The sequence below is a fragment of the Streptomyces sp. NPDC002701 genome (assembly GCF_042889045.1).
Classification (GTDB): Bacteria; Actinomycetota; Actinomycetes; order Streptomycetales; family Streptomycetaceae; genus Streptomyces.
Genome location: NZ_JBIAQL010000027.1, coordinates 55,085 through 74,430, shown reverse-complemented (window position 1 = coordinate 74,430; position 19,346 = coordinate 55,085). Strand labels below are relative to the sequence as shown.

At 72.3% G+C, this 19,346-nt stretch carries 16 protein-coding genes; 7 read left to right on the top strand and 9 right to left on the bottom strand.

The window, feature by feature from the left end; genetic code table 11:
* Together ACFYXC_RS37015 and ACFYXC_RS37010 are read right to left on the bottom strand one after the other, a co-directional pair.
* The coding region (locus ACFYXC_RS37015) for an alpha-1,4-glucan--maltose-1-phosphate maltosyltransferase (protein ID WP_389556989.1) at nucleotides 1–1,902 on the bottom strand (1,902 nt) is incomplete at its 3' end.
* Nucleotides 1,903–1,959: 57 nt separating this feature from the next.
* A complete protein-coding gene (locus tag ACFYXC_RS37010; RefSeq protein WP_389556997.1) occupies nucleotides 1,960–2,253 on the bottom strand; it encodes a DUF5133 domain-containing protein in 294 nt (97 codons plus the stop codon).
* 304 nt (nucleotides 2,254–2,557) lie between these two features.
* On the opposite strand from ACFYXC_RS37010, the gene ACFYXC_RS37005 reads away from it, so the two are divergent.
* Entirely contained in the window at nucleotides 2,558–3,070 is a 513-nt protein-coding gene (locus tag ACFYXC_RS37005) for a pep a2 (RefSeq protein ID WP_389556988.1), read from the top strand.
* A gap of 170 nt (nucleotides 3,071–3,240) precedes the next feature.
* Here ACFYXC_RS37005 and ACFYXC_RS37000 read toward each other — a convergent pair whose 3' ends face one another.
* Both ACFYXC_RS37000 and ACFYXC_RS36995 read right to left on the bottom strand, forming a co-directional pair.
* Nucleotides 3,241–6,267 (bottom strand): glycosyl hydrolase, encoded by a 3,027-nt coding sequence (locus ACFYXC_RS37000; protein WP_389556986.1) that lies wholly within the window; start codon nucleotides 6,265–6,267, stop codon nucleotides 3,241–3,243.
* A gap of 347 nt (nucleotides 6,268–6,614) precedes the next feature.
* Nucleotides 6,615–8,522 carry an AMP-dependent synthetase/ligase gene (locus ACFYXC_RS36995; RefSeq protein WP_389556984.1) on the bottom strand — a complete coding sequence of 636 codons (1,908 nt, stop codon included), beginning with the start codon at nucleotides 8,520–8,522 and terminating at the stop codon, nucleotides 6,615–6,617.
* A 724-nt stretch (nucleotides 8,523–9,246) separates the two neighbouring features.
* On the opposite strand from ACFYXC_RS36995, the gene ACFYXC_RS36990 reads away from it, so the two are divergent.
* The gene (locus tag ACFYXC_RS36990; protein ID WP_389556982.1) at nucleotides 9,247–10,071 is read left to right on the top strand and encodes an alpha/beta fold hydrolase; all 825 of its coding nucleotides are present in this window, start codon (nucleotides 9,247–9,249) and stop codon (nucleotides 10,069–10,071) included.
* Nucleotides 10,072–10,103: 32 nt separating this feature from the next.
* Here the strand turns inward: ACFYXC_RS36990 and ACFYXC_RS36985 are convergent, their stop codons facing one another.
* Nucleotides 10,104–10,856, bottom strand: coding sequence for an NPP1 family protein (locus tag ACFYXC_RS36985; protein ID WP_388906514.1), 753 nt, complete (start codon nucleotides 10,854–10,856; stop codon nucleotides 10,104–10,106).
* 229 nt (nucleotides 10,857–11,085) lie between these two features.
* Between ACFYXC_RS36985 and ACFYXC_RS36980 the strand changes: the two genes are divergently transcribed.
* The 3 genes from ACFYXC_RS36980 to ACFYXC_RS36970 all read left to right on the top strand — a co-directional run bounded on the left by ACFYXC_RS36980 (nucleotide 11,086) and on the right by ACFYXC_RS36970 (nucleotide 14,621).
* Complete coding sequence (locus tag ACFYXC_RS36980; RefSeq protein ID WP_389556980.1) at nucleotides 11,086–12,825, top strand: phospholipid carrier-dependent glycosyltransferase; 1,740 nt, start codon at nucleotides 11,086–11,088, stop codon at nucleotides 12,823–12,825.
* 85 nt (nucleotides 12,826–12,910) lie between these two features.
* Entirely contained in the window at nucleotides 12,911–13,813 is a 903-nt protein-coding gene (locus tag ACFYXC_RS36975; protein ID WP_389556978.1) for an endonuclease/exonuclease/phosphatase family protein, read from the top strand.
* A gap of 163 nt (nucleotides 13,814–13,976) precedes the next feature.
* On the top strand, nucleotides 13,977–14,621 hold the full coding sequence (locus ACFYXC_RS36970) for a DUF6629 family protein (RefSeq protein WP_389556996.1): 645 nt from the start codon (nucleotides 13,977–13,979) through the stop codon (nucleotides 14,619–14,621).
* A gap of 52 nt (nucleotides 14,622–14,673) precedes the next feature.
* Here ACFYXC_RS36970 and ACFYXC_RS36965 read toward each other — a convergent pair whose 3' ends face one another.
* The 4 genes from ACFYXC_RS36965 to ACFYXC_RS36950 form a co-directional block, all read right to left on the bottom strand.
* Nucleotides 14,674–15,624: a TauD/TfdA dioxygenase family protein gene (locus ACFYXC_RS36965; protein ID WP_389556976.1), complete on the bottom strand. Its 951-nt coding sequence runs from the start codon at nucleotides 15,622–15,624 to the stop codon at nucleotides 14,674–14,676.
* Between the two features lie 109 nt (nucleotides 15,625–15,733).
* Nucleotides 15,734–16,207 (bottom strand): carboxymuconolactone decarboxylase family protein, encoded by a 474-nt coding sequence (locus ACFYXC_RS36960; RefSeq protein ID WP_389556974.1) that lies wholly within the window; start codon nucleotides 16,205–16,207, stop codon nucleotides 15,734–15,736.
* Nucleotides 16,208–16,332: 125 nt separating this feature from the next.
* On the bottom strand, nucleotides 16,333–16,884 hold the full coding sequence (locus ACFYXC_RS36955) for a GNAT family N-acetyltransferase (RefSeq protein ID WP_388906529.1): 552 nt from the start codon (nucleotides 16,882–16,884) through the stop codon (nucleotides 16,333–16,335).
* A gap of 13 nt (nucleotides 16,885–16,897) precedes the next feature.
* Nucleotides 16,898–17,314, bottom strand: a complete 417-nt coding sequence (locus ACFYXC_RS36950; RefSeq protein WP_389556994.1) for a MarR family winged helix-turn-helix transcriptional regulator — start codon at nucleotides 17,312–17,314, stop codon at nucleotides 16,898–16,900.
* Nucleotides 17,315–17,619: 305 nt separating this feature from the next.
* Between ACFYXC_RS36950 and ACFYXC_RS36945 the strand changes: the two genes are divergently transcribed.
* Both ACFYXC_RS36945 and ACFYXC_RS36940 read left to right on the top strand, forming a co-directional pair.
* The gene (locus ACFYXC_RS36945) at nucleotides 17,620–18,588 is read left to right on the top strand and encodes an alpha/beta hydrolase (protein ID WP_389556972.1); all 969 of its coding nucleotides are present in this window, start codon (nucleotides 17,620–17,622) and stop codon (nucleotides 18,586–18,588) included.
* Between the two features lie 235 nt (nucleotides 18,589–18,823).
* Nucleotides 18,824–19,345, top strand: coding sequence for a MarR family winged helix-turn-helix transcriptional regulator (locus tag ACFYXC_RS36940; protein WP_388906533.1), 522 nt, complete (start codon nucleotides 18,824–18,826; stop codon nucleotides 19,343–19,345).
* Nucleotide 19,346: the final 1 nt, after the last annotated feature.

The window sequence follows — 19,346 nt, the reverse complement described above, 5'->3', positions numbered from 1 at the left end:
CGCGTGCCAGTCGAGGCCGAGGTGCGGCATGTCCAACGAGACCGTGGCCTCCTGGGTGTGGTGAGGGTCGAGGTTCACGACCACCAGAACCGTGTCGGAGCCGGCGCGCTTGCTGTAGGCGAGCACGGCGTCGTTGTCGGTCCCGTGGAAGCGGATGTTCCTGAGCAGCCGCAGTGCGCGGTGCTCCCGGCGGATCCTGTTCAGCGAGGTGATGAGCGGCGCGATGGACGTTCCCTCGCGTTCCGCGGCCTCCCAGTCGCGGGGCCGCAGCTGGTACTTCTCCGAGTCGAGGTAGTCCTCGGTGCCCGCCCTCGCGGCGGTGTTCTCGCACAGTTCGTAGCCCGCGTACATGCCCCAGGCGGGCGAGAGCGTCGCCGCCAGCACCGCGCGCAGTTCGAAGGCCGCCCGGCCGCCGTGCTGGAGGAACTCGGGGAGGATGTCGGGGGTGTTGACGAAGAAGTTGGGCCGCATGTAGGCGGCCGCCTCACCGGAGAGCTCGGTGAGGTACTCGGTCAGCTCCTGTTTGGTGTTGCGCCAGGTGAAGTACGTGTACGACTGCTGGAAACCGACGCGTGCCAGAGCGTGCATGACCTCCGGACGGGTGAACGCCTCGGCCAGGAAGACCACGTCCGGATCGGTGCGGTTGATGTCCGCGATCACCCGCTCCCAGAACATGACCGGCTTGGTGTGCGGGTTGTCGACGCGGAAGATCCGTACGCCGTGTCCCATCCAGTACCGCAGAAGGCACAGCGTCTCCTGGACCAGACCCGGCAGGTCCTCGTCGAAGGCGATCGGGAAGATGTCCTGGTACTTCTTCGGCGGGTTCTCCGCGTACGCGATCGTGCCGTCCGGGCGGTGGTGGAACCACTCCGGGTGCTTCTCCACCCAGGGGTGGTCGGGAGAGCACTGGAGCGCGAAGTCCAGGGCGACCTCGAGCTCCAGAGCGGTCGCGGTGCCGACGAACGCGTCGAAGTCCTCGATCGTGCCGAGGTCCGGGTGGACGGCGTCGTGCCCGCCCTCCGGCGAACCGATCGCCCACGGGACCCCGACATCCTCGCGACGTGACGAGAGATTGTTGTTGGGTCCCTTGCGGAAGGTCGTGCCGATGGGGTGGATCGGCGGCAGGTACACCACGTCGAAGCCCATGCCGGCGATCGCCGGCAGCCGCTCGGCAGCCGTCCGGAACGTGCCGCTGACCGGCGGCCTGCCGGGCTCGACCACGGCACCCTCGGAGCGCGGGAAGAACTCGTACCAGGAGCCGTACAGCGCCCGCTCCCGCTCCACGCGCAGGGGGAGCGGGTCCGACCGGGAGAGCCGCTCCCGCAGGGGGTGCTCGGCGAGCGCCGCGTCCACGTCCGGTGTCAGGGCCGCGGCGAGACGGGCGGCCAGGGGCCGCGCGTCGTCGCGCAGGGCGTCCGCGGCGCTCAGCACCGCCGCACGCTCCGGCCCGGGCGGGATTCCGGAGGCGGCGCGTTCGTACAACTCGGCGCCCTCCTCCAGGACCAGGCCCACGTCGATGCCGGCCGGGATCTTGACGCGGGCCGACCGGCGCCAGGCGGACACGGGGTCCGACCAAGCCTCCACCCAGTAGGTCCAGTCGCCCACCGCCGTAGGAGTGACGTCGGCCCCCCAGCGGTCGCTGCCGGGGGTGAGCTCCCGCATGGGCGTCCACGGCCCGGCGCGCCCCTCGGGGTCGCACAGGACGACGTTCGCGGCGACCGCGTCGTGGCCCTCTCCGAAGAGAACGGCGCTGACCTGGAACGTCTCGCCCGGAACCGCCTTCGCCGGACGGTTGCCGCGGTCGACGGCCGGACGGACGTCGACGACGGGGACTCGGCCGATCGGAACGACGGGCGTGCGGCCACCTGGGGGGACGCGGCCGTCTGCCGGGTTCTCGGTCATGGGATTCACCTCCGTCGTCGTTGCAGTTGAAGTTGCGTGCGGTCGTGCCGGGCGCCGCTATGTCGCGGGACTCGTCGCGAGTTCCTCGGAGTGCCCCTGACGTCCGCCCATCGGTGAACCGCCGTTGACCCGTTCGTGGCGGAGGACGGCCGTACCGGCCGCCAGATAGCGCTCGGCGGCGTGCACGGCCTCGCGGGCGCAGCGTTTGCCCATGAGGACGCAGAGCGTGTAGCCCGTGTCCTCGAAATTGCCCCGTGCGGCACGGTCGGCGGGGGCCGCGAGCATCATGCGTTCCCAGGCCCGGTACAGCTCCAGGTGCCTGGCTATTTCGTCCTTGGCAGGCAGCAGCATCTCACTGGTCACCTTCCACTCCCTCGGATGCGCACGGTTCGCCTTCGGATGTGCGTGATGGCCGTGCACGAAGAGGCACCGACCGACCACGACGGCCGACACCTTCACTCATGGTGCATGCGAGGTCACCCGCCGTCCTGTTGTCGCTTCAACGACATCGGGCCGGCGCTCGGGTTGCACGAATGGAGTACCGCTCCCACCCTGGGGATTACTCAGAAGCAATCGCCGATCACGCTCTGCGTTCGGAGCTCGCCCTGCCTGGGCGAGGAGAAGCGGGAGTTTCGCCGGTGAGGAGCCAACGACGATGAAGACCGTAGTGCCCTGCTACTACCACCTCGACGTGGAAGTCAGTCCGGAGCGGGTCGATCAGGTCAGGCGCATTCTGGCCGCCCATCTGCGGTACTGGGATCTGGAGAACCTCGTCGAACCTGTCTGCCACTGCGCCGAAAGGCTGCTGCGCACGATCGCGGAACACGCGGCGGACAAGAACACCACCCTTGAGATGTGGTGGAACGGCCAGCACCTCATCACGGCCGTCGCGGACATCGACGGGGAGTCCCATCCACAGGACGCGACGCGGGGCTGTCTCGCCCACATCGCCGCCATGAGCGACGGCTGGGGGTGGTGTGCCACGGGGAGCGGCGGAAGAATCGTCTGGTTCTCCCGCCGGGTCCGTGCCATGGAACGCGCCCCGCTGGTCCCGGCCGTGCCCGCGCCCAGTCTGCGGGAAGCCAGGCGGACGCCCCGCGAGCTGCCCGTACCGGTCCTGGCGGCTCCGGTGCCCGAGGGCGCCCTGGTGGCCGCGACGGCCGGATAGGAGCGCGCCGGAACGCCCGGCCGCCCGGAACATCCGGCCGCCCGGAACGCCCAGTCGGCCCGCGACCGCGGAAGACGGTCGCGGGCCGACTGCTGTCCTTGTACGCGCCCACCGGGCGGACCGGCCGCCGTACCCCCGTACGTGTCCGCCGAAGGGGCGGGCCGGCCGGGTCAGCCGACGCGCGCCTCCCCGTAGGGGACCAGCCGGACCGGTCCCAGCAGCCCGTACGCCGCGCGGGCCAGGCCCCCGTACACCCCGGGGTCGCTGACGCGCAGGCGGTTGGCGAGCGGGGTGGCCACCTCGATCTCGATGACGTTCGGCCCGCGCCCGAGCAGGCCGCCGAGGTCGGCCACCGGGTGGATCTGGTCGATCGGGTCGAGCCGGTGGCCGTTGACCGTGACCCGGCAGGTGTCGGTGACCGTGCCCAGCTCCAGGTGCGCGCCGTGGCCGCCGGTCCACCCCCGGCCCAGGGTGACCGTGGTGCGATAGCGGCCGATGCCCGAGACGTCGGCCAGTTCGGGAATCTGCGACCAGGGCACCAGCGCGTCCAGTGTCAGGTCGTGCTCGACGACGGTGGTCCGGGTCGCCGAGGCGCCGGGCCGCCAGTCCTGGACGTGCAGTTCCCAGGACGTCAGTTCCGTCGGCTCCGGGACGTCCTCGATCGAGGTGCGCACCGCCCGGCCCTTCGAGAGCACGGTCCGGTACGTGCCCGCGGCCACGGAACGGACGGTGAGACCGGTGTCCGTGAAGCGCACCTCGTCGGCCTCGCTGCCGACCGCGTGGGGGCGGGCGCCGTTCCGGTCGCCGAAGAGCCCCGGCCGGCCGATCGCGACGACGAGGGTCTCCGCGGGCTGGAGGGTCACCCGCACGGTGACCGAGTCGCCGTCCTCGGTGTAGCGGGCGATCCGCTCGGCCCCGCCGGTCCAGGGGTCCAGCACGTACGGCACGCCCTTGGCCGTGGTGCGGTGCAGGGTGACCTCGTGGTCGACGGCGGCGACCGGCGGCTTGACCGTCTCGGCGTGCTTGCCGTTGACCAGGTAGTAGTAGTCGACCCCGTCGGCCACCCGGTGGGCGTTGAGGAGGGTCGAGGCGCTCGCGTGACGGACGTCGGGCCGCACCCCGAGCGAGGCGAGCGCGTCGCCGACCGCGGCCTTGTCGGTGACCTTGCGGACCAGCGGCTGGGCCAGCAACTCCGCGACCACGGAACGGAGTTCCTCGGTCTCGCCGGCGTCCGGGATGCCGGAGGGCACCACGGTGTCCCAGGCGCCGAGCAGGACGACCGGCAGCCCGGCACGGGTGAGCCGCAGCAGGGCACGCGCGTCCTTCAGCGCGAGGGTGACCGTGGAGCCGTAGAAGAAGTCGCCCTCGACGAACAGGGCCTTGTAGGCCGGTCCTTCGGGTGCGAGCCGTCCCCGGCGCACGGTGGCGGAGGGCAGGTCGAGGAGCGGGCCGCTGAGGAACTGGTGGGTCCAGCCGAGGGTGATGCCCGTGGCGGTGAACCAGGAGGCGCCGATGCCGGTGGCCGTGTAGCCGGTCTGCCGGAACACCGCCACGTCCGCCCTGGCCCGGCCGCTCTGCAGCACCTGGTGGACGCGCCCGAGATAGCCGGCGACGTCGGAGACGTGCTTCCAGGTGGGATGCCGGGGACCCCAGGACTCGCCGTAGCCCGCCACGCCGTTGTACGGGGTGAAGGCCGCGTATCCGGGCCAGCCGACCCCCGGGAACTGCGCGTAGGAGAAGCCGTGCACGACGGTCTGGTTGACCCCGGCGGCGTAGGCGCCGCCCATGGTGCGCAGGAACCGCTGCCAGGTGGTGCTGTACGCGCTGCCCGCGTACGCGCCGGCCTCGCACGAGAGCACCGTGTGCCCGGCCATGTCACGGCCGCCGGCCAGGCACCGGTAGTCGTCGAGGTTCTTGAAGCCCAGCGACTCGCCCTCGGCGATGTCGAGGATCGCCGCCGAGGCGATCGCGTCGGTCTGCAACCCGTAGGGCTGGGAACGCAGCCGGAGCCCGAGCGAGTGGGCCCAGGTGCGCAGCGCCGTGACGTGGTGCCTGTTGAAGAGGGTGGAGACCGTCTCCCAGAAGTCGTGCCGGATCTGACGGGTGACGCCCGCCTCGAAGGCGTAGACCTGGTTGCTGTTGTCCAGGACCAGGGCGGGCAGCAGGGGCAGCAGGGAACGGCCGGTGTGCTCGCGGAAGGCGTCGGGCAGGCCCGGCGTCCACTGGAGTCCGTCGGTCTCCAGCTCGATGGAGTCCTCGAAGAGCGCGCCGCCGGACACCTTCAGCAGCCGGCGGACGGCCTTGGTGAGGATGTGCTTCTCCCAGAAGTCGGTCACCGCGCGGGTGCCGGCCGCGCTGAAGTGGTCGACGACGTAGGCGGGCGGGTCGGTGTGCGGTCCGGCTTCCGGGGTCTGGCCGGAGCCGCGCACCCAGTACGCGATCACGACCCAGGTGCCGTCGTCCGGCGCGGTCCAGCTCAGGTCGCCGCCGGTGACCGCGGAGGTGAGGTCGCGCACCGAGTCCAGGTCGAGACCGGTCTCCTTGCGGGTGGAGTGCGCGGTGTTCACCCGGGCCGCCTGGACCAGGAGCAGGTGCTGCTTCGTCACGCCGGACGCCGCCTCGTGGACGGGCTGCGGGACGGGGCCGGTGTAGGTGGCGCCCGGGGCCACGGTGGCCGCACCGTGGGCGAGTTCCTTGACGGCAGCGTCGCTGTCGGGGGTGATGCCGGGCACGGCGGCGGGCCAGCTGGGGCCGACGGTCAGGTCGACGGTGAGTCCGCGGCGGGCGGCCTGGCTCAGCGCGGCCTCGACTCCCGCCACCCAGGCGGCGGTTCCCCAGCCGTGGCGGGCCGTGTCCAGCTGCGAGGTGTCCTTGACGCTGTGGTGCACGGCGGCTATCTCGGCGCCGCCGAAGCCCGCGTCGGCGATCTGGTCGATCTCCCGTCTGATCTCGTCGGGCTGTACGAGACCGTCCGGCCACCACCAGCGGAACTTCGGCCGCACCGACCGGCCCGGCCGGTCGAACGGCAGGGAGGCGCCCGGTGCTCCCGAAGCGGCGGAGGCGGTGGTGGCGGTGGCGGCCGAGGCGCGGCCGGGGGCCGCCCGGTCGACGGCGACGGCGGCGGTCGCCGTGGCAGCGGCGGCGAGGAGGGTGCGGCGCGGGACACCTGTCCGGTGAGCTGCGGTGTGGTCGTTCATGGTTCCTGTCCGCTCTTGGAGGGCAGCACAAAGAGGACCCCTGAGGGGCCCAGGGAATTGAATCGTTTTAATCGTGGCGAAAGTAAGGCGCGCGATCAACGGGCGTCAAGAAGCGTGCACGACACAAATTCCTGTGGGACCCGGCCGTGCGGCTGTCGCCGGCCTGTGTGCGGCCGGCGCGATGCCGTCGGCGGTTCGGCTGATGTCAGGGTCGGTTCAGGTGATGTCGGCGTCGGTTCGGGTGATGCCGGTGTCGCCCGCCCCATGCCCTCAGGGAAGCGGGAGCAGGGGGCGGGGTGGGCGGAGCGGCCGGCGGAGGTCCCCGTTCGCCTCCGGTGGTGGTCCGGTCAGCGGAAGACGTTGTCCGCGTCGTCCCAGGTCGATGGGTCGGCGGCGGGCGGGAGGCTGCGGGGGGCGCGCGAGGACGCCTGGTACATGGCGTCGATCTCGGCCGCGTACCGGTGCGCGATGGCGTCCCTGCGCAGCTTCATGGACGGCGTCATCAGCCCGTTGGCCAGGTCGAACGCCTCGGGCAGCACCCGGTACACGCGAATGGACTCCGAGCGCGACACGGTGGAGTTGGCCGCGCCGACAGCGCGGTTGATCTCCTCCCGCAGGGCGTTCTCCTCGCGCAGTTCGCGGTCGTGCGTCTCACCGGGCACGGCGTGGAGCGAGCGCCAGTGCGCGAGGAACTCGGGATCGAGGGTGATCAGGGCCCCCACACAGGGCCGGTTGTCGCCCACGACCACCGCCTGGTGGATGAGCGGATGGACCCGCAGGCGCTCTTCGAGGGCGGCGGGGGCGACGCTCTTGCCGCCGCTGGTGATGACGATGTCCTTCTTGCGGCCGGTGATGCTCAGATAGCCCTCGTCGTCGAGCCGGCCGAGGTCGCCGGTGGCCAGCCAGCCGTTCCGGAACGCGGCCCGGTTGCCCTCCTCGTCGTTGACGTAGCCCTGGAAGACCGAGGGGCCCCGGACGAGGATCTCCCCGTCCTCGGCCACCTGGACCTCCGTGTCGGGCAGGGGCTGGCCCACGGTGCCGGACTTCTCCCGGCCGACGGGCTGCGCCGTGATGCCGCCGCTCGTCTCCGTGAGCCCGTACCCGTCGTGGACGAAGATCCCGATCCCCGAGTAGAACAGGGCCAGTTCGCGGTTGAGGGGCGAGCCGCCCGACACGGCGCCGCACACGCGTCCGCCCAGGGCCGCGCGGAGCTTGCGGTACACCGTCTTGTCGTAGACGGCGTGCTGCAGCCGCAGTTCGAGGCCGGGGCCCGGGCCGGCCCCGAGCCGCTGCCGCTCGCTCGCCGCGGCGAAGTCCTGCGCGGTGCGCACGGCACGCTCGAACAGGGCCCCGCGGCCCGTCTCCTCCGCCTGGCGGAGGAAATTCTTGTAGAGCTTCTCGAAGACGAACGGGACGGCGTAGAGATAGGTGGGCCGGAACGACGACAGGGCGTCGACCAGGGTCTGGGCGCGCAGATCGGGTTCGTGGCCCATGAGGACACCGCCGCGCATGCACAGTCCCTGGATCATGAGGCCGTAGACGTGCGAGAAGGGCAGGAAGGCCAGCACGGCGGGCTGCTGACCGGGCGGCGCGGCGGTGTGTCCCCACCCCGCCAGCAGGGTGTCGCAGGGACTCGCCAGGCTGCTGTGGCTCAGCGCGCACCCCTTGGGGTTGCCCGTCGTGCCCGAGGTGTAGGCGATGACGGCGGTCGAGTCGGGCAGCACGATCCGGCGCATGGACTCGACCGTGGTCACCGGTACCGAGCGGCCCGCCTCCGTCAGGTCGGCCAGCGCCCCGGCGTCCAGTTGCCAGACGTGCCGCAGGGCCGGCAGTGAGGCGCACACCGAGCCGACCGTCATGATGCCCTGTTCGTCCTCCACCACCACGGCGACGCAGCTCGCGTCCTGGAGGATCCAGCCGACCTGCTCGTGCGAGGAGGTGGGGTAGATGGGGACGAGCTCGGCGCCGACCGTCCACAGGGCGTAGCTGAGTACGGTCCACTCGTAGCGGGTGCGTGCCATGACGGCCACCCGGTGGCCGGGGAAGATGCCGGCCGCGATGAAGCCCCGTGCGACGTCCACCACTTCGTCCCGCAGTTCGACCGCGGTGATCTGCGACCAGGTCGCGGGGGAGGTGTCGGAGCGGCGTGCCAGCTGCGGCAGGAGGGGGTCGCGTTCCGCTGTCTCGAAGAGACTGTCGGCGAGTCCTCCCTGCATCGAGGGCGGGGCCTGTCTGGCTACTTCCAAGGGGTGCATGTGCCGCTCCAGAATCTCCTCAGAGCGCCCCTCCGATGGAGGCCGGAACCGAGGGCGTTCGAAATCTAGCCCACGACGCCGGGGGTTGGGTCACGAACGGTCGATCGGCCTGACCTGATTGTCTTTCAGAGGGTCACCGAGCCGTTCCGGTCCGTCGAGCGGGAAGCGGTTGCGGGAAGCGCTTGCCGACGGCGGCGGAGGAGGGGTGCCGCGGGCGTGGTCCGTCGCGTCGCGCCCGGCGCCGGCATGCGGCGTCCGGTACCGCGGGCCGGTCCGCCGGAGCGGCCGGCAGCCGCTGTACCAGGCCGGGCCGTGACCGGTGCCCGGCGGACGGCGGTCCGGGACGCCGGAAGCCATGATCGTTATGTCGGGATTGCGGTGCGGGTCGTTCGGTCCGCCGCACGGGTCGCCCGGCGGCGACGTGACGCCGGCGGGCAGGTTCCCCGGCGGGGGCGGTCGCGGCCCCGCTCCCGCGCAGTGGCCGTCCTCGGCCCCCGGGGGTTCGACCGGAAATCGCCGCTGCCGGGCCCGGGGGCGACCGTCGGGTGCGGTCGCTTCCGGCGGGCAGACGGGTCCGCCCGTTAGTGGACGTTAGTGGACGTTCGTGGACGGGCGGACCCGCCTGCCCCTCATTACGATGAGAGAGATCGTCGCGCCCCCCGGCGGTCCGCGGGCGGGGAGTGCGAGAGGTGCTCGGGAGCCGACCGACGTCAGGAGGGCCGCCGTGAGCACGATCGCGGTGCGGGCCGCCCGGCTCAGGAGCGGGCTCGTCCTCCCGTACGCGGAGGCGGGACACCCGGAGGGCGTCCCCGTCGTCTTCGTGCACGGCCTCGCGGACTCCTGGTGGACGTTCGAACCGCTGCTCCGGCGGCTCCCCGCCGCCCTGCGCGGATACGCTCCCACCCAGCGGGGCCACGGCGACGCCGAACGGCCCCCGGACGGCTACGGTCCACGGGACTTCGCCGGTGACCTCGTGGAGTTCCTCGACGCCGTGGGTGTGCGCCGGGCGGTCCTGGTCGGCGCGTCGAGCGGCGGTGTCGCCGCGAGGCTGGTCGCGGGCAGCCACCCCGACCGGGTGGCGGGCCTCGTGCTGGCGGGCGTCCCGGCCGTCCTCGCCGACAAGCCCGGTGCGAAGGCTCTGCGGGAGAAGGTCCAGGGCCTCGTCGACCCTGTGCCGCGTGCCTTCGTGGAGGAGCGGCTGAGCGGTCTCACGGCCCGGCCGCCGGGCCGCGGACTCCTCGCGACCCTCGCCGAGGAGAACCTCAAGGTGCCCGCCCGGGTGTGGCGGGAGACCGTGCGCGGCCTGCTGGAGACGGACCTCGCGGCCACCCTGCGGGGGATCCTCGTCCCCACGCTCGTGCTCTGGGGTGACGCCGACGGCATCCTGCCGCGCGCCGACCAGCAGCGGATCCTCGACACGGTCCTCGGCGCGCGGTTCGTGGTGTACGAGGGCGCCGGTCACGCCCTGTACTGGGAGGAGCCGGAACGGCTCGTCCTGGATGTCGCCGCCTTCGCCGCCGAGGTCCTGCCGGACCGTCCCGGCCCCTGAGGGCCGGGACGGTCCGCCTGGGTGACGCGTGATCAGGCGTTGGGGTCGAAGGCGATCCCCGACGGCTTGGCCGACGCGAGGTGCGAGTTGAACGTGTTGTCCTTGATGCCGAGCGTCGCACTGCCGAAGTTGTACGAGGTCAGCTTGTCGCGCACGCCGGAGGGGTAGCCGTTCCAGCCGACCAGCGGCGGGTACTGCCAGGTCCCCTTGTGGTTCTCCGGCGGCTCGTCGCCCGCCGTCGCGGAGCGGAAGCAGTGCGTGCTGATCCCGTCCTTGTGGTACACGATCTTGGCGTGCGTCCCGTCCCAGCGGATCGCCGACCGGTTGTGCACCACGAACGAGCCGTGTTCGGACGTCGAGACGTACTCCGCCTGGTTGTTCTGCACCCAGACGACGACGTGCTCCCAGTCGTGCCGGTGCCCGCCGAGCCCGCTGCCGGCCACGGCCTGGTCCTTCTCGAAGTAGGACGCGTAGACGATCGCGCACCAGCCGTTGTTGCACTTGGAGCGCGAGTAGGTGTTGGTGTTGTCCAGGTCCGAGGCGTCACGGCACTGGCCGTTCACGGCGCCGCTCGGGTTGAGCCCGGGGTTGACCGTCCCGTCGGCGCTGATGGCGGGCGTGGCGTAGCAGCCGTCCCCGTCGTAGTCGTAGGCGGGCTGGTACGTCTGGTCCAGGCTCTCCGCGTTGGCGGGCAGCGCGGGGGGCGGGGCCGCCAGGGCGGTGGCCGGGAAGACAAGGACCAGGGCCGCGGCGCCCGCCACGACCCCGAGAGACTTCCGGCCCAAGCGCCGGGATCCGAAGAGCTTCGATGCCGGTCTGCCGTTCACAAACGTCCTCCATATCGGCCCGCTGCGGGCCAACGCCTCCTGTGACATGTGCAGTTCAGAGTCCCGGATTTCCTCTCGCGTGCCAAGAGGCCACAGTGGTCACCACGGTTACGGAGCGCCCAACACTTGTGGCTCGGCCGGCCCAAGAACGTCACATACGGGGAGGGTTGGTGGAAAGCTGTGCCGCATGAGCACGCCGCGGGCCGTCCCGGTCGAGGACGACGAGCACACCGCACCCCGCCGGCCCGGACCGCCGTCGACGGCCGAACGACCGCACCTCCTCGACGCGTTGAAGCGGTATGTCCGCGATGCGCGGCGCCGGCGGTGGCCGTACGCGCTGGCCGTCGTCGTGCTCCTCGCCCAGATGGCGGTCGCGATGGTCACCGCCGCCGTCGAGCAGACCCCCACCATCGACGAACCGGTGTACGTGGCCACGGCCGAGGTGTACCTCAAGGAACGCAGCCTCCGTTACAACCCCGAACACCCGCCCCTGGGCAAGCTGATCATCGCGTCCGGACTGGTCTTCACCGACGCGCGCCTCGACTCCGCCTTCGTCGGCAGTCAGAAGGCGCTCGGCCGGCACGTGCTGTACGAGTCGGGCAACGACCCCGGGCACCTGATGCTGCTGGCACGCCTCCCGGTGATCGTCCTGACGCTTCTGCTCGGCCTGGTCGTCCTCGCGTTCGCCCGCGACCTCACGGGACCGGCCGGCGGACTCGTGGCACTCGCCCTGTACGCGTTCTCCCCGGACGTCATCGCGAACGGCTCGCTGGCCACGCTCGACGTACCGGCGGCCGGCTTCCTGCTCACCGCCGCCTGGCTGTTGTGGCGGGCACGGCGGCGGCCGCATCTGTACGTGCCGCTCGCCGGGGTGGCGACGGGCGCCGCCGCGGCCACCAGGATGAGCGTGCTGCCGGTGATCCCGGTGCTGATGCTGCTGGCCGTCCTCTCGTTCTGGTACGCCCGCGGTACGCCCGGCCCCGGCGCCCGCGTCCGCTGGAGGCTCCTCGCGTACGGGGCCGCCGCGGTCGGTATGGCCGTCATCGCGGTCGCCGTCGTGTGGGCGACGTATCTCGTGGTCGATCCGCAGCTGCGCTGGACGCCGCCGGAGAACGTGCCGGACATCCGCGGGACGCGCGGCCGGGTCGCGGCGTGGCTGCCGTTCCCCGAGGCGTACCGGGACGGCATGCGGGTCCAGTTCGGCTTCGAGTACGACGTCTGGCAGGGCTTCCTCTTCGGGCGGCTGTACGAGGGCTCGCTCTGGTACTACCTGCCGGCCGCGCTCCTGGTGAAGACACCGCTCGGCATGCTCGCGCTGTGGACCGCGGGCGCCGTGGCGCTCCTGGCCGTGCGCCGGCTGCGCCCCGCCGCCCCCTACGTGCTCGTCCCCGCGGCGGTGCTGCTCGCCGTCGCCATGAACGGGGCCCGGGACCTGGGCGTGCGGTACGCGGTGTTCATGCCGATGTTCCTGGCCGTGGCCGCCGCCGGAGTGACGCTGTTGCGGTGGCGCACGGTCCACTGGGTGACGGCGGCGCTGGTCTGCTTCGTGGCGGTCAGCTCGCTGCGCACGTACCCGTACTACCTGCCGTACTCCAACGAGGCGTTCGGCGGACCGTCGAAGACCCGTCTGCGGCTGCACGACTCGAACGTCGACTGGGGCCAGGACCTGGGGCGCCTCGCGAAGCACCTCCGCCGGCACCACTCCGGCGAGCGGGTCTGGCTCGTCCACAAGGGCGCGGGCGTGCCCTCGTACTACGGCATCGACGCGTCCGACCCGCTCAAGGCGCCCCTCGGCGAGGTGCACGGACTGCTCGTCGTGTCCGACTCGGCGGCGGCGAAGGCGGACGGGCGGCTGGCCGCACTGCTCGACACCAGCACACCGGTCGACGAGGTCGGGCACTCGATCACGCTGTACCGGCGCCGCTGACGCGGGCACCCGCGGACGGACGGGTCGGTCACACCCGTCACTTCGCCCCGGCACGTCCGGTGCCCGCGCGGGTATCGTCCCCTCCATGACAACGCGTCGTACGAGGGGACGCGGCGCGGCCCGAGCGGGCGTGACGGCTCTCATGTGCCTGCTGGTGGCACTCCCGGCGCGAAGCGGTGCCGCGCCCGAGGCGGCCGCCGTACCGGACGGATCCCGGAGCCACTACGTCGGCACGTTCAACATCTACGGCAACATCGGTCACCGGGGCGACGCGGGCGACTGGATCAGGGAAGAGGCCGAAGCCGTCGAGGACCTCACGCCCGGCGGCATGGACCGGTGGCTGTTCATCGGCCTCCAGGAGGTCTGCAAGGCCCAGGGGGAGCGCTTCGCACGGGAGCTGGGCATGCGTGCGGCCTTCGTGGACACCGGCACGGACTGCGCGGACGGCCAGCCGTACGGGAACACGGTCCTGTTCCACTCGGCCGTGCGGATCCTGCCTCCGGCGCTGCTGCCCGACCCGGACGGCCGGGGCGGTGAGCGGGGCATCATCTGTGCCGTCGTGCGCGCCGCCGGGGAGGGGCCCCGGCCGGGCCCGCCGGTCACGGCGTGCAGCACGCACCTGAGCGTCGGCGCGACGAGGGAGGGGGAGCGGCGGGCGCAGACCGAGTTCATCCGCGACGACTGGAAACCGGACGGCACGCACCCCCTCGGCGCCGACGGCCCGGTCGTCCTGGCGGGCGACCTGAACGCGCTGCCCGACGCGCCGGAGCTGGACGTCCTGTACGGCGACGGGGGCAGCGAGGCGGACGGCCGCCGTGAGACCGGACCGCCGTACACCCGGCCGACCTACGACGACGGCCGCAAGATCGACTACCTGTTCGCCTGGGGTACGCGGAACTCCGTGCGCTGGCACGCCACCGGCGTGCGCCGGACCGTCCACTCGGACCACAGCTTCTACTACGGCGCGTTGTCGACCGGGACCGGCTGAGGCGCGGCCGGACCGCGGGGCGGGGCGAGGGCCGAACGGCCGAGTCGGCCTCGGTGTCCCGAAGACCGGGCCCGTAGCGTGACGAGACGACGGATCGACGAGTCGACGAGTCGAGGAGTCGACGAATTCACGGACTCCCGGATCCATGAACCCTGGTGGCGCGATGTGCTGGAGTGCGACGGCCGACCTCGTGGCCGGCTGCGGTATCGCCGCCGTCGGAGTGGCCTGCGTGGCGCGGGTCCGCCGGGCGGCCGTCCTCCCGCTGGCCGGGCTGCCCCTGCTGCTGGGCGCGCACCAGATCGTCGAGTCCCTGGTCTGGCGCGCGGGCGGGGGCGCGGGCCCCGCCACCGTGGCCTGGGCGGCGATCGCCCTGCCCCTGCTCGCGGTGTGGGTGCCGGTGGGAGTGCTGTGCGTGGCACCGCCGGATGCCGTGCGGCGACTGCTGGTCCCGCTCGTCGCGGGACTCGTCACCGCGGCGGTGCTCTCCTACCGCCTCGCCACGCATCACGTGACGGCCGACATCCGCGGCCACACCGTCGGCTACGCGGTCTCCCTGCCCGGGGCGGAGGCGCTGGTGGCGGGCTATCTGCTGGCCACGATCGGCTCCCTGCTGCTCTCCGGCGACCGGACGCTGCGCGTGCTGGGCGTCCTGATGGCCCTCGGCGCGGCGCTCTGCTGGGTGCTGTGGCGGGCGGAGTTCGTCTCGACGTGGTGCGCGTTCGCGGCGGTGTGCTCGGTGGTGCTGTACGGCTGGGTGCGCGAGCGGGCCCGGTCACGGGCCGTGCCCCGCGTGTCCGCCGGGCACTGACGGCGGGCCGCGCGCCCTGCCGGGATCGGGCGACCCGCGATCCGTACGCCGCTCACCAGCGCCGCGGTTCGCTGCCCACGATCGGAGCCGAGGGCCTGCCGTCCACGCCGACCGGGACCTCGCCCGCCAGCATCACCCGGTGCATGATCCGGGGGTGGTCGAGATGGGCCGTGTCGCTCGGCGCCAGGTGGATGGTGGCCCGGTTGTCCCAGAACGCCACACTCCCCGGTTCCCACCGGAACCGCACGGTGTACTCGGGCCGGGTCGCCTGGCCCAGCAGCATCTCGAGGAGCGGCGCGCTCTCCGTACGGGTAAGGCCGAGGATCTGCTCCACGTAGTAGCCGTTGACGAACAGCACGCGCTCGCCCGTCTCCGGATGCACCCGCACCAGCGGATGCTCGGTGGCGATCTGCCGGTCCAGCAGATGGCGTACGTACGCGTCCTCGCCGGGCCGTGCCTGGTAGCCGACGCCGAGGCGGTGCTCGGCGCGCAGCCCGTCGACGAAGTCCCGCAGCGGAGCCGAGAGTCCCGCGTAGGCGGCGGCCAGGTTGGACCAGGTGGTGTCGCCGCCGTACGGGGGCACGGTCTCGGCGCGCAGGACGGTCGCGGCCGGCGGATCGACGCGGGCGCCGTGGTCGCAGTGCCAGCCGCGCAGCAGCGAGTGGCGGCGCCTGCGCAGCCACTCGTCGTGCTCCATGCCGTACCGGCCGCCGAGTTCCAGCCGGTCGGCGGTCGTCTCGACCTCCGGGACGCCGGCGGGTGACGCGCCGCCTCGCCTCGGCAGCCGCACCGGTTCACCGAACCGCCGGGCGAACGCGACGTGCGAGGTGTGGTCCAGGCGCTGCTCCCGGAAGAACACCACCTTCCAGCGCAGCACCGCGGCCCTGATCCCGGCGACCACCGCGTCGTCCAGGTCCGCGGCCAGGTCGACGCCGGTGATCTCGGCACCGATGTGCCCGGCGGCCGGCCTGACCTCGAATCGCGTACCCCTGTCCGTCGTCATGCGTGCTCCGTCGGTCGTGCGTGGCGGTCCGTCGGGGCAAGCATGGCCTGTTCACCCGGAGGGCGACAGTGCGCCTCGGCGAGACGGACGCACCGTCACCTCGGTACCGCTATCCGAACTGGCCGACGCGGTAGTCCCCGGCGGGCTGCCGAACGAGGACGTTCGCCCGGTTGAAGGCGTTGATGAGGGAGATGAGGAACACGAGCGCGGACAGCTGGTCCTCGTCGTAGTGCTTGGCGGCGTTCTCCCACGCCTCGTCCGTGACCCCGCCGGCCGCGTCCGCGATACGGGTGCCCTGCTCCGCCAGTTCGAGCGCGGCACGCTCGGCCTCGGTGAAGACCGTCGCCTCCCGCCAAGCAGCGACGAGGTTGAGCCGTACCTGGGTCTCGCCGGCCGCGGTCGCCTCCTTGCTGTGCATGTCGGTGCAGAAGCCGCAGCCGTTGATCTGGCTCGCGCGGATCTTCACCAGTTCCTGTGTCGTGACCGGCAGGCCGAGGTCCGAGACGACCTTGCCTGCCGAGCTGAGGTGCTTGATGAACGTGGCCGTGGCCGGGTGGGCCATGAGGTTCAGACGGGCTTCCATGCTGTGCTCCTCTGCCTGGTATCGGGTTACACACCAAGGACAGGAACGGCGCGGAAAGTGTGACACGAGCGGATGTGACGTGCGTCTCCTCGGCGTCCCGGGGCGGCCCGACCGGCGGGGAGTGACTACCCGGTGGCTCCGGGCGGCGGGCGCCGGTCGGAGGACAGCAGGCCGAACAGCAGGTCGTCGGTCCACTCGCCCTTGATCCAGCTGCCGTGCCGGAGCAGGCCCTCCTGGACGAATCCGAGCCGCCGCAGCAGGCGGGCCGAGCGGATGTTGCGGACGTCGCACTCGGCGGAGACCCGGTGCAGTCCGCGGCGCCCGAACAGGTCGTCGAGCACCGCCCCCACGGCTTCCGCCGCGTAGCCGTGCCCCTGCCGGGCGGCGGCCAGGGTGAACCCGATCTCGGCCTGCAGCCGGTTCTCGTGCAGGCGGACCCCGACGTCCCCCACCAGGCAGTGATCGGCCCTGAGCTCGACCGCGTACTGGAACCAGCCCGGTTCCTGCGGCGACCCCGCGGCGAGTGCCCGCACGAGCCGGGCGGCCGCCTCCAGGGCCACGGGCGCGGACCAGCCCTGGTAGCGGGCCACCTCGGGATCGGACCGGTACGCGGCCAGCGGCGCCGCGTCCTCGGCGCGGAAGCGCCGCAGGACGAGCCGCGGGGTCTCCAGCAGCATGCGCGAACCGTCCCTAGGGGGCGCTGACGTTGGCCGTCAGGAGGCGGAGCAGTTGTTTGGCCGTGGCGTCCTGCTCCGGGGTCAGGCCCATGGCGTCGCCCATGGCGAGGGGGACCGCCGCGGCCCGGTCCTGGAGCCGTACTCCGGCGTCGGTGAGGCGCAGGGCGACGGAGCGCTCGTCCTCCGCCCGGCGCTCGCGCCGCAGCAGGCCGTTCGTCTCCAGGCGCTTGAGGAGGGGGGAGAGGGTGCTGGACTCCAGTTGCAGCGCGGTGCCCAGGTCCCGTACGGAGATCGAGTCCTGTTCCCACAGCACGAGCATGACCAGGTACTGCGGGTAGGTCAGTCCCAGCTCGTCCAGGAGGGGCCGGTAGCGGGCGGTCACCGTCCGGGAGGCCGCGTAGAGGGCGAAGCAGAGCTGGTCCTGCAGCAGGAGCGAGCCGGGTTCCGCCGGGGGGAGCTGCTGCTCCTGGGCCGGCCGGGGTGTTCCCTCGGGTGCCGATGCGGTTCCGGCAGTGCTCACGGCGTACCTCCTTGTATCCGCGGCTCCGGGTCGTGGGTCCGCGTTCCGCCCGGGCCCGGTGAGCTCCACCCTATCGCCGGTGGTCCCCACGATCGTATCGTGCCCGCATTAGTTGTGCACGACTAAGTCGTGCGCTACTGTCAGGGAAGTGCCGCCGCCCCCGGCGAAGCCCGCCGCAGGAGCCTGCCCACGGCACCAGATCCGAGGAGATCGCCATGACCGACACGACCGGCATCCGTCCCGTCCTCGAGCCCGCCGCCGCGGCGTTCGCCGAGGCGACCGCGAATCCGCCCTACCTCTTCGACCTCGGCCCGGTCGAGGGCCGCAAGACCGTCGACGAGGTGCAGTCGGGCGAGGTCACCAAGCCGGACGTCGACGAGGAGTGGATCACCGTCCAGGGCGGCCCCACCGGCGAGGTCCGCACGAGGATCGTGCGCCCCGCGGGAGCGACCGGCACCCTGCCGGTGATCCTCTACATCCACGGCGCCGGCTGGGTCTTCGGCAACGCCCACACCCACGACCGCCTGGTGCGCGAACTGGCCGTCGGCACCGGCGCGGCGGTCGTCTTCCCCGAGTACGACCTCTCGCCCGAGGCGCGCTACCCCGTCGCCATCGAGCAGAACTACGCCGTCGCCCGGTGGGTCGTCACCGCCGGCGCCGACCACCGCCTCGACGCCTCCCGCATCGCGGTGGCGGGCGACTCCGTCGGCGGCAACATGACCGCGGCCCTGACCCTCATGGCCAAGGAGCGCGGCGACGTCCCGCTCGTCCAGCAGGTGCTCTTCTACCCGGTCACCGACGCCTCCTTCGACACCGGCTCGTACCACCAGTACGCCGAGGGCTACTTCCTGCGCCGTGACGCCATGCAGTGGTTCTGGGACCAGTACACGACCGACGAGCAGCAGCGCGCCGAGATCACCGCGTCCCCGCTGCGCGCCACCACCGAGCAGCTCACCGGCCTGCCCCCGGCCCTCGTCATCACCGGCGAGGCCGACGTCCTGCGCGACGAGGGCGAGGCGTACGCCGACAAGCTGCGGGAGGCCGGCGTCCCGGTCACCGCGGTCCGCTACCAGGGCATCATCCACGACTTCGTGATGCTGAACGCGCTGGCCGAGACCCACGCGGCCCGCGCCGCCATCAGCCAGGCGATCACCGTGCTGAAGGGCGCCCTGGCCACCGGCTGACCTGCAGGCCCGCAGGTCACGGCCCGGCCCGCGCCCTCCCGTCCACGCACACGGGAGGGCGCGGTCCGGGCCGTTCGCGGTCACCGGCGGTCAGGTCCGGAACGCATCGGCGACGGCAGTCTGTGTACGGCCGGATTCTTCGGGTAGGGCCGACGTACATGACACCTGTCCGGGCCGGAGTCGACTGGAAGAGAAGTGCGTGTGATCACCCCCGTGCCGGATCCCGGCCGAACCTGTGAACGCTGACCGCGCCGTGGGCTGCGAACACGACCCCGGCCACCTGCCGGACAACGTTGCCGATCACGTCCTCGACGCGGTGGAGAGCCTCGTGATGCTGTGGTTCGCGGCGGCCGAGGACCTCACCCCCCGCATGTCCACACGCCAGCTCCTCGCGCTGCAGACCGTGCGCCGCCTGCCGGAGCTCAACCTCACCGCGCTGGCCGAGCACCTGGGCATAGCGCTGCCCACCGCGAGCCGCCTGTGCGACCGGCTGGAGGCCGCGGGACTGCTGCAGCGCACCGTCCAGCCGCACAACCGCCGCGAGGTGCAGCTGGTGGTCACCTCGCAGGGGCGCCGGCTCCTGGCGGACGTCACCGAACTGCGCGCCCTGTGCCTCACCACGGTGTTCGACGCGATGGCGCAGAGCGAGCGCGACTCCCTGCAGCACGGGCTGCGCGCCTTCCACCACGCCCACACCCTCGTACGGTCACGGCCGCCCCGGGACGTGCGGGACCTGCGGCCGGGGGAGGGGCGGTGAC

Excerpts from the sequence above, each read along its gene's own strand:
- ACFYXC_RS36975 (WP_389556978.1), top strand. The coding sequence starts at position 12,911 with ATGACAACGCGTCGTACGAGGGGACGCGGCGCGGCCCGAGCGGGCGTG.
- ACFYXC_RS36945 (WP_389556972.1), top strand. The coding sequence starts at position 17,620 with ATGACCGACACGACCGGCATCCGTCCCGTCCTCGAGCCCGCCGCCGCG.
- ACFYXC_RS36960 (WP_389556974.1), bottom strand. The coding sequence starts at position 16,207 with ATGGAAGCCCGTCTGAACCTCATGGCCCACCCGGCCACGGCCACGTTC.
- ACFYXC_RS37000 (WP_389556986.1), bottom strand. The coding sequence starts at position 6,267 with ATGAACGACCACACCGCAGCTCACCGGACAGGTGTCCCGCGCCGCACC.
- ACFYXC_RS36965 (WP_389556976.1), bottom strand. The coding sequence starts at position 15,624 with ATGACGACGGACAGGGGTACGCGATTCGAGGTCAGGCCGGCCGCCGGG.
- ACFYXC_RS36955 (WP_388906529.1), bottom strand. The coding sequence starts at position 16,884 with ATGCTGCTGGAGACCCCGCGGCTCGTCCTGCGGCGCTTCCGCGCCGAG.
- ACFYXC_RS37005 (WP_389556988.1), top strand. The coding sequence starts at position 2,558 with ATGAAGACCGTAGTGCCCTGCTACTACCACCTCGACGTGGAAGTCAGT.
- ACFYXC_RS37010 (WP_389556997.1), bottom strand. The coding sequence starts at position 2,253 with ATGCTGCTGCCTGCCAAGGACGAAATAGCCAGGCACCTGGAGCTGTAC.
- ACFYXC_RS36980 (WP_389556980.1), top strand. The coding sequence starts at position 11,086 with ATGAGCACGCCGCGGGCCGTCCCGGTCGAGGACGACGAGCACACCGCA.
- ACFYXC_RS36995 (WP_389556984.1), bottom strand. The coding sequence starts at position 8,522 with ATGCACCCCTTGGAAGTAGCCAGACAGGCCCCGCCCTCGATGCAGGGA.
- ACFYXC_RS36970 (WP_389556996.1), top strand. The coding sequence starts at position 13,977 with ATGTGCTGGAGTGCGACGGCCGACCTCGTGGCCGGCTGCGGTATCGCC.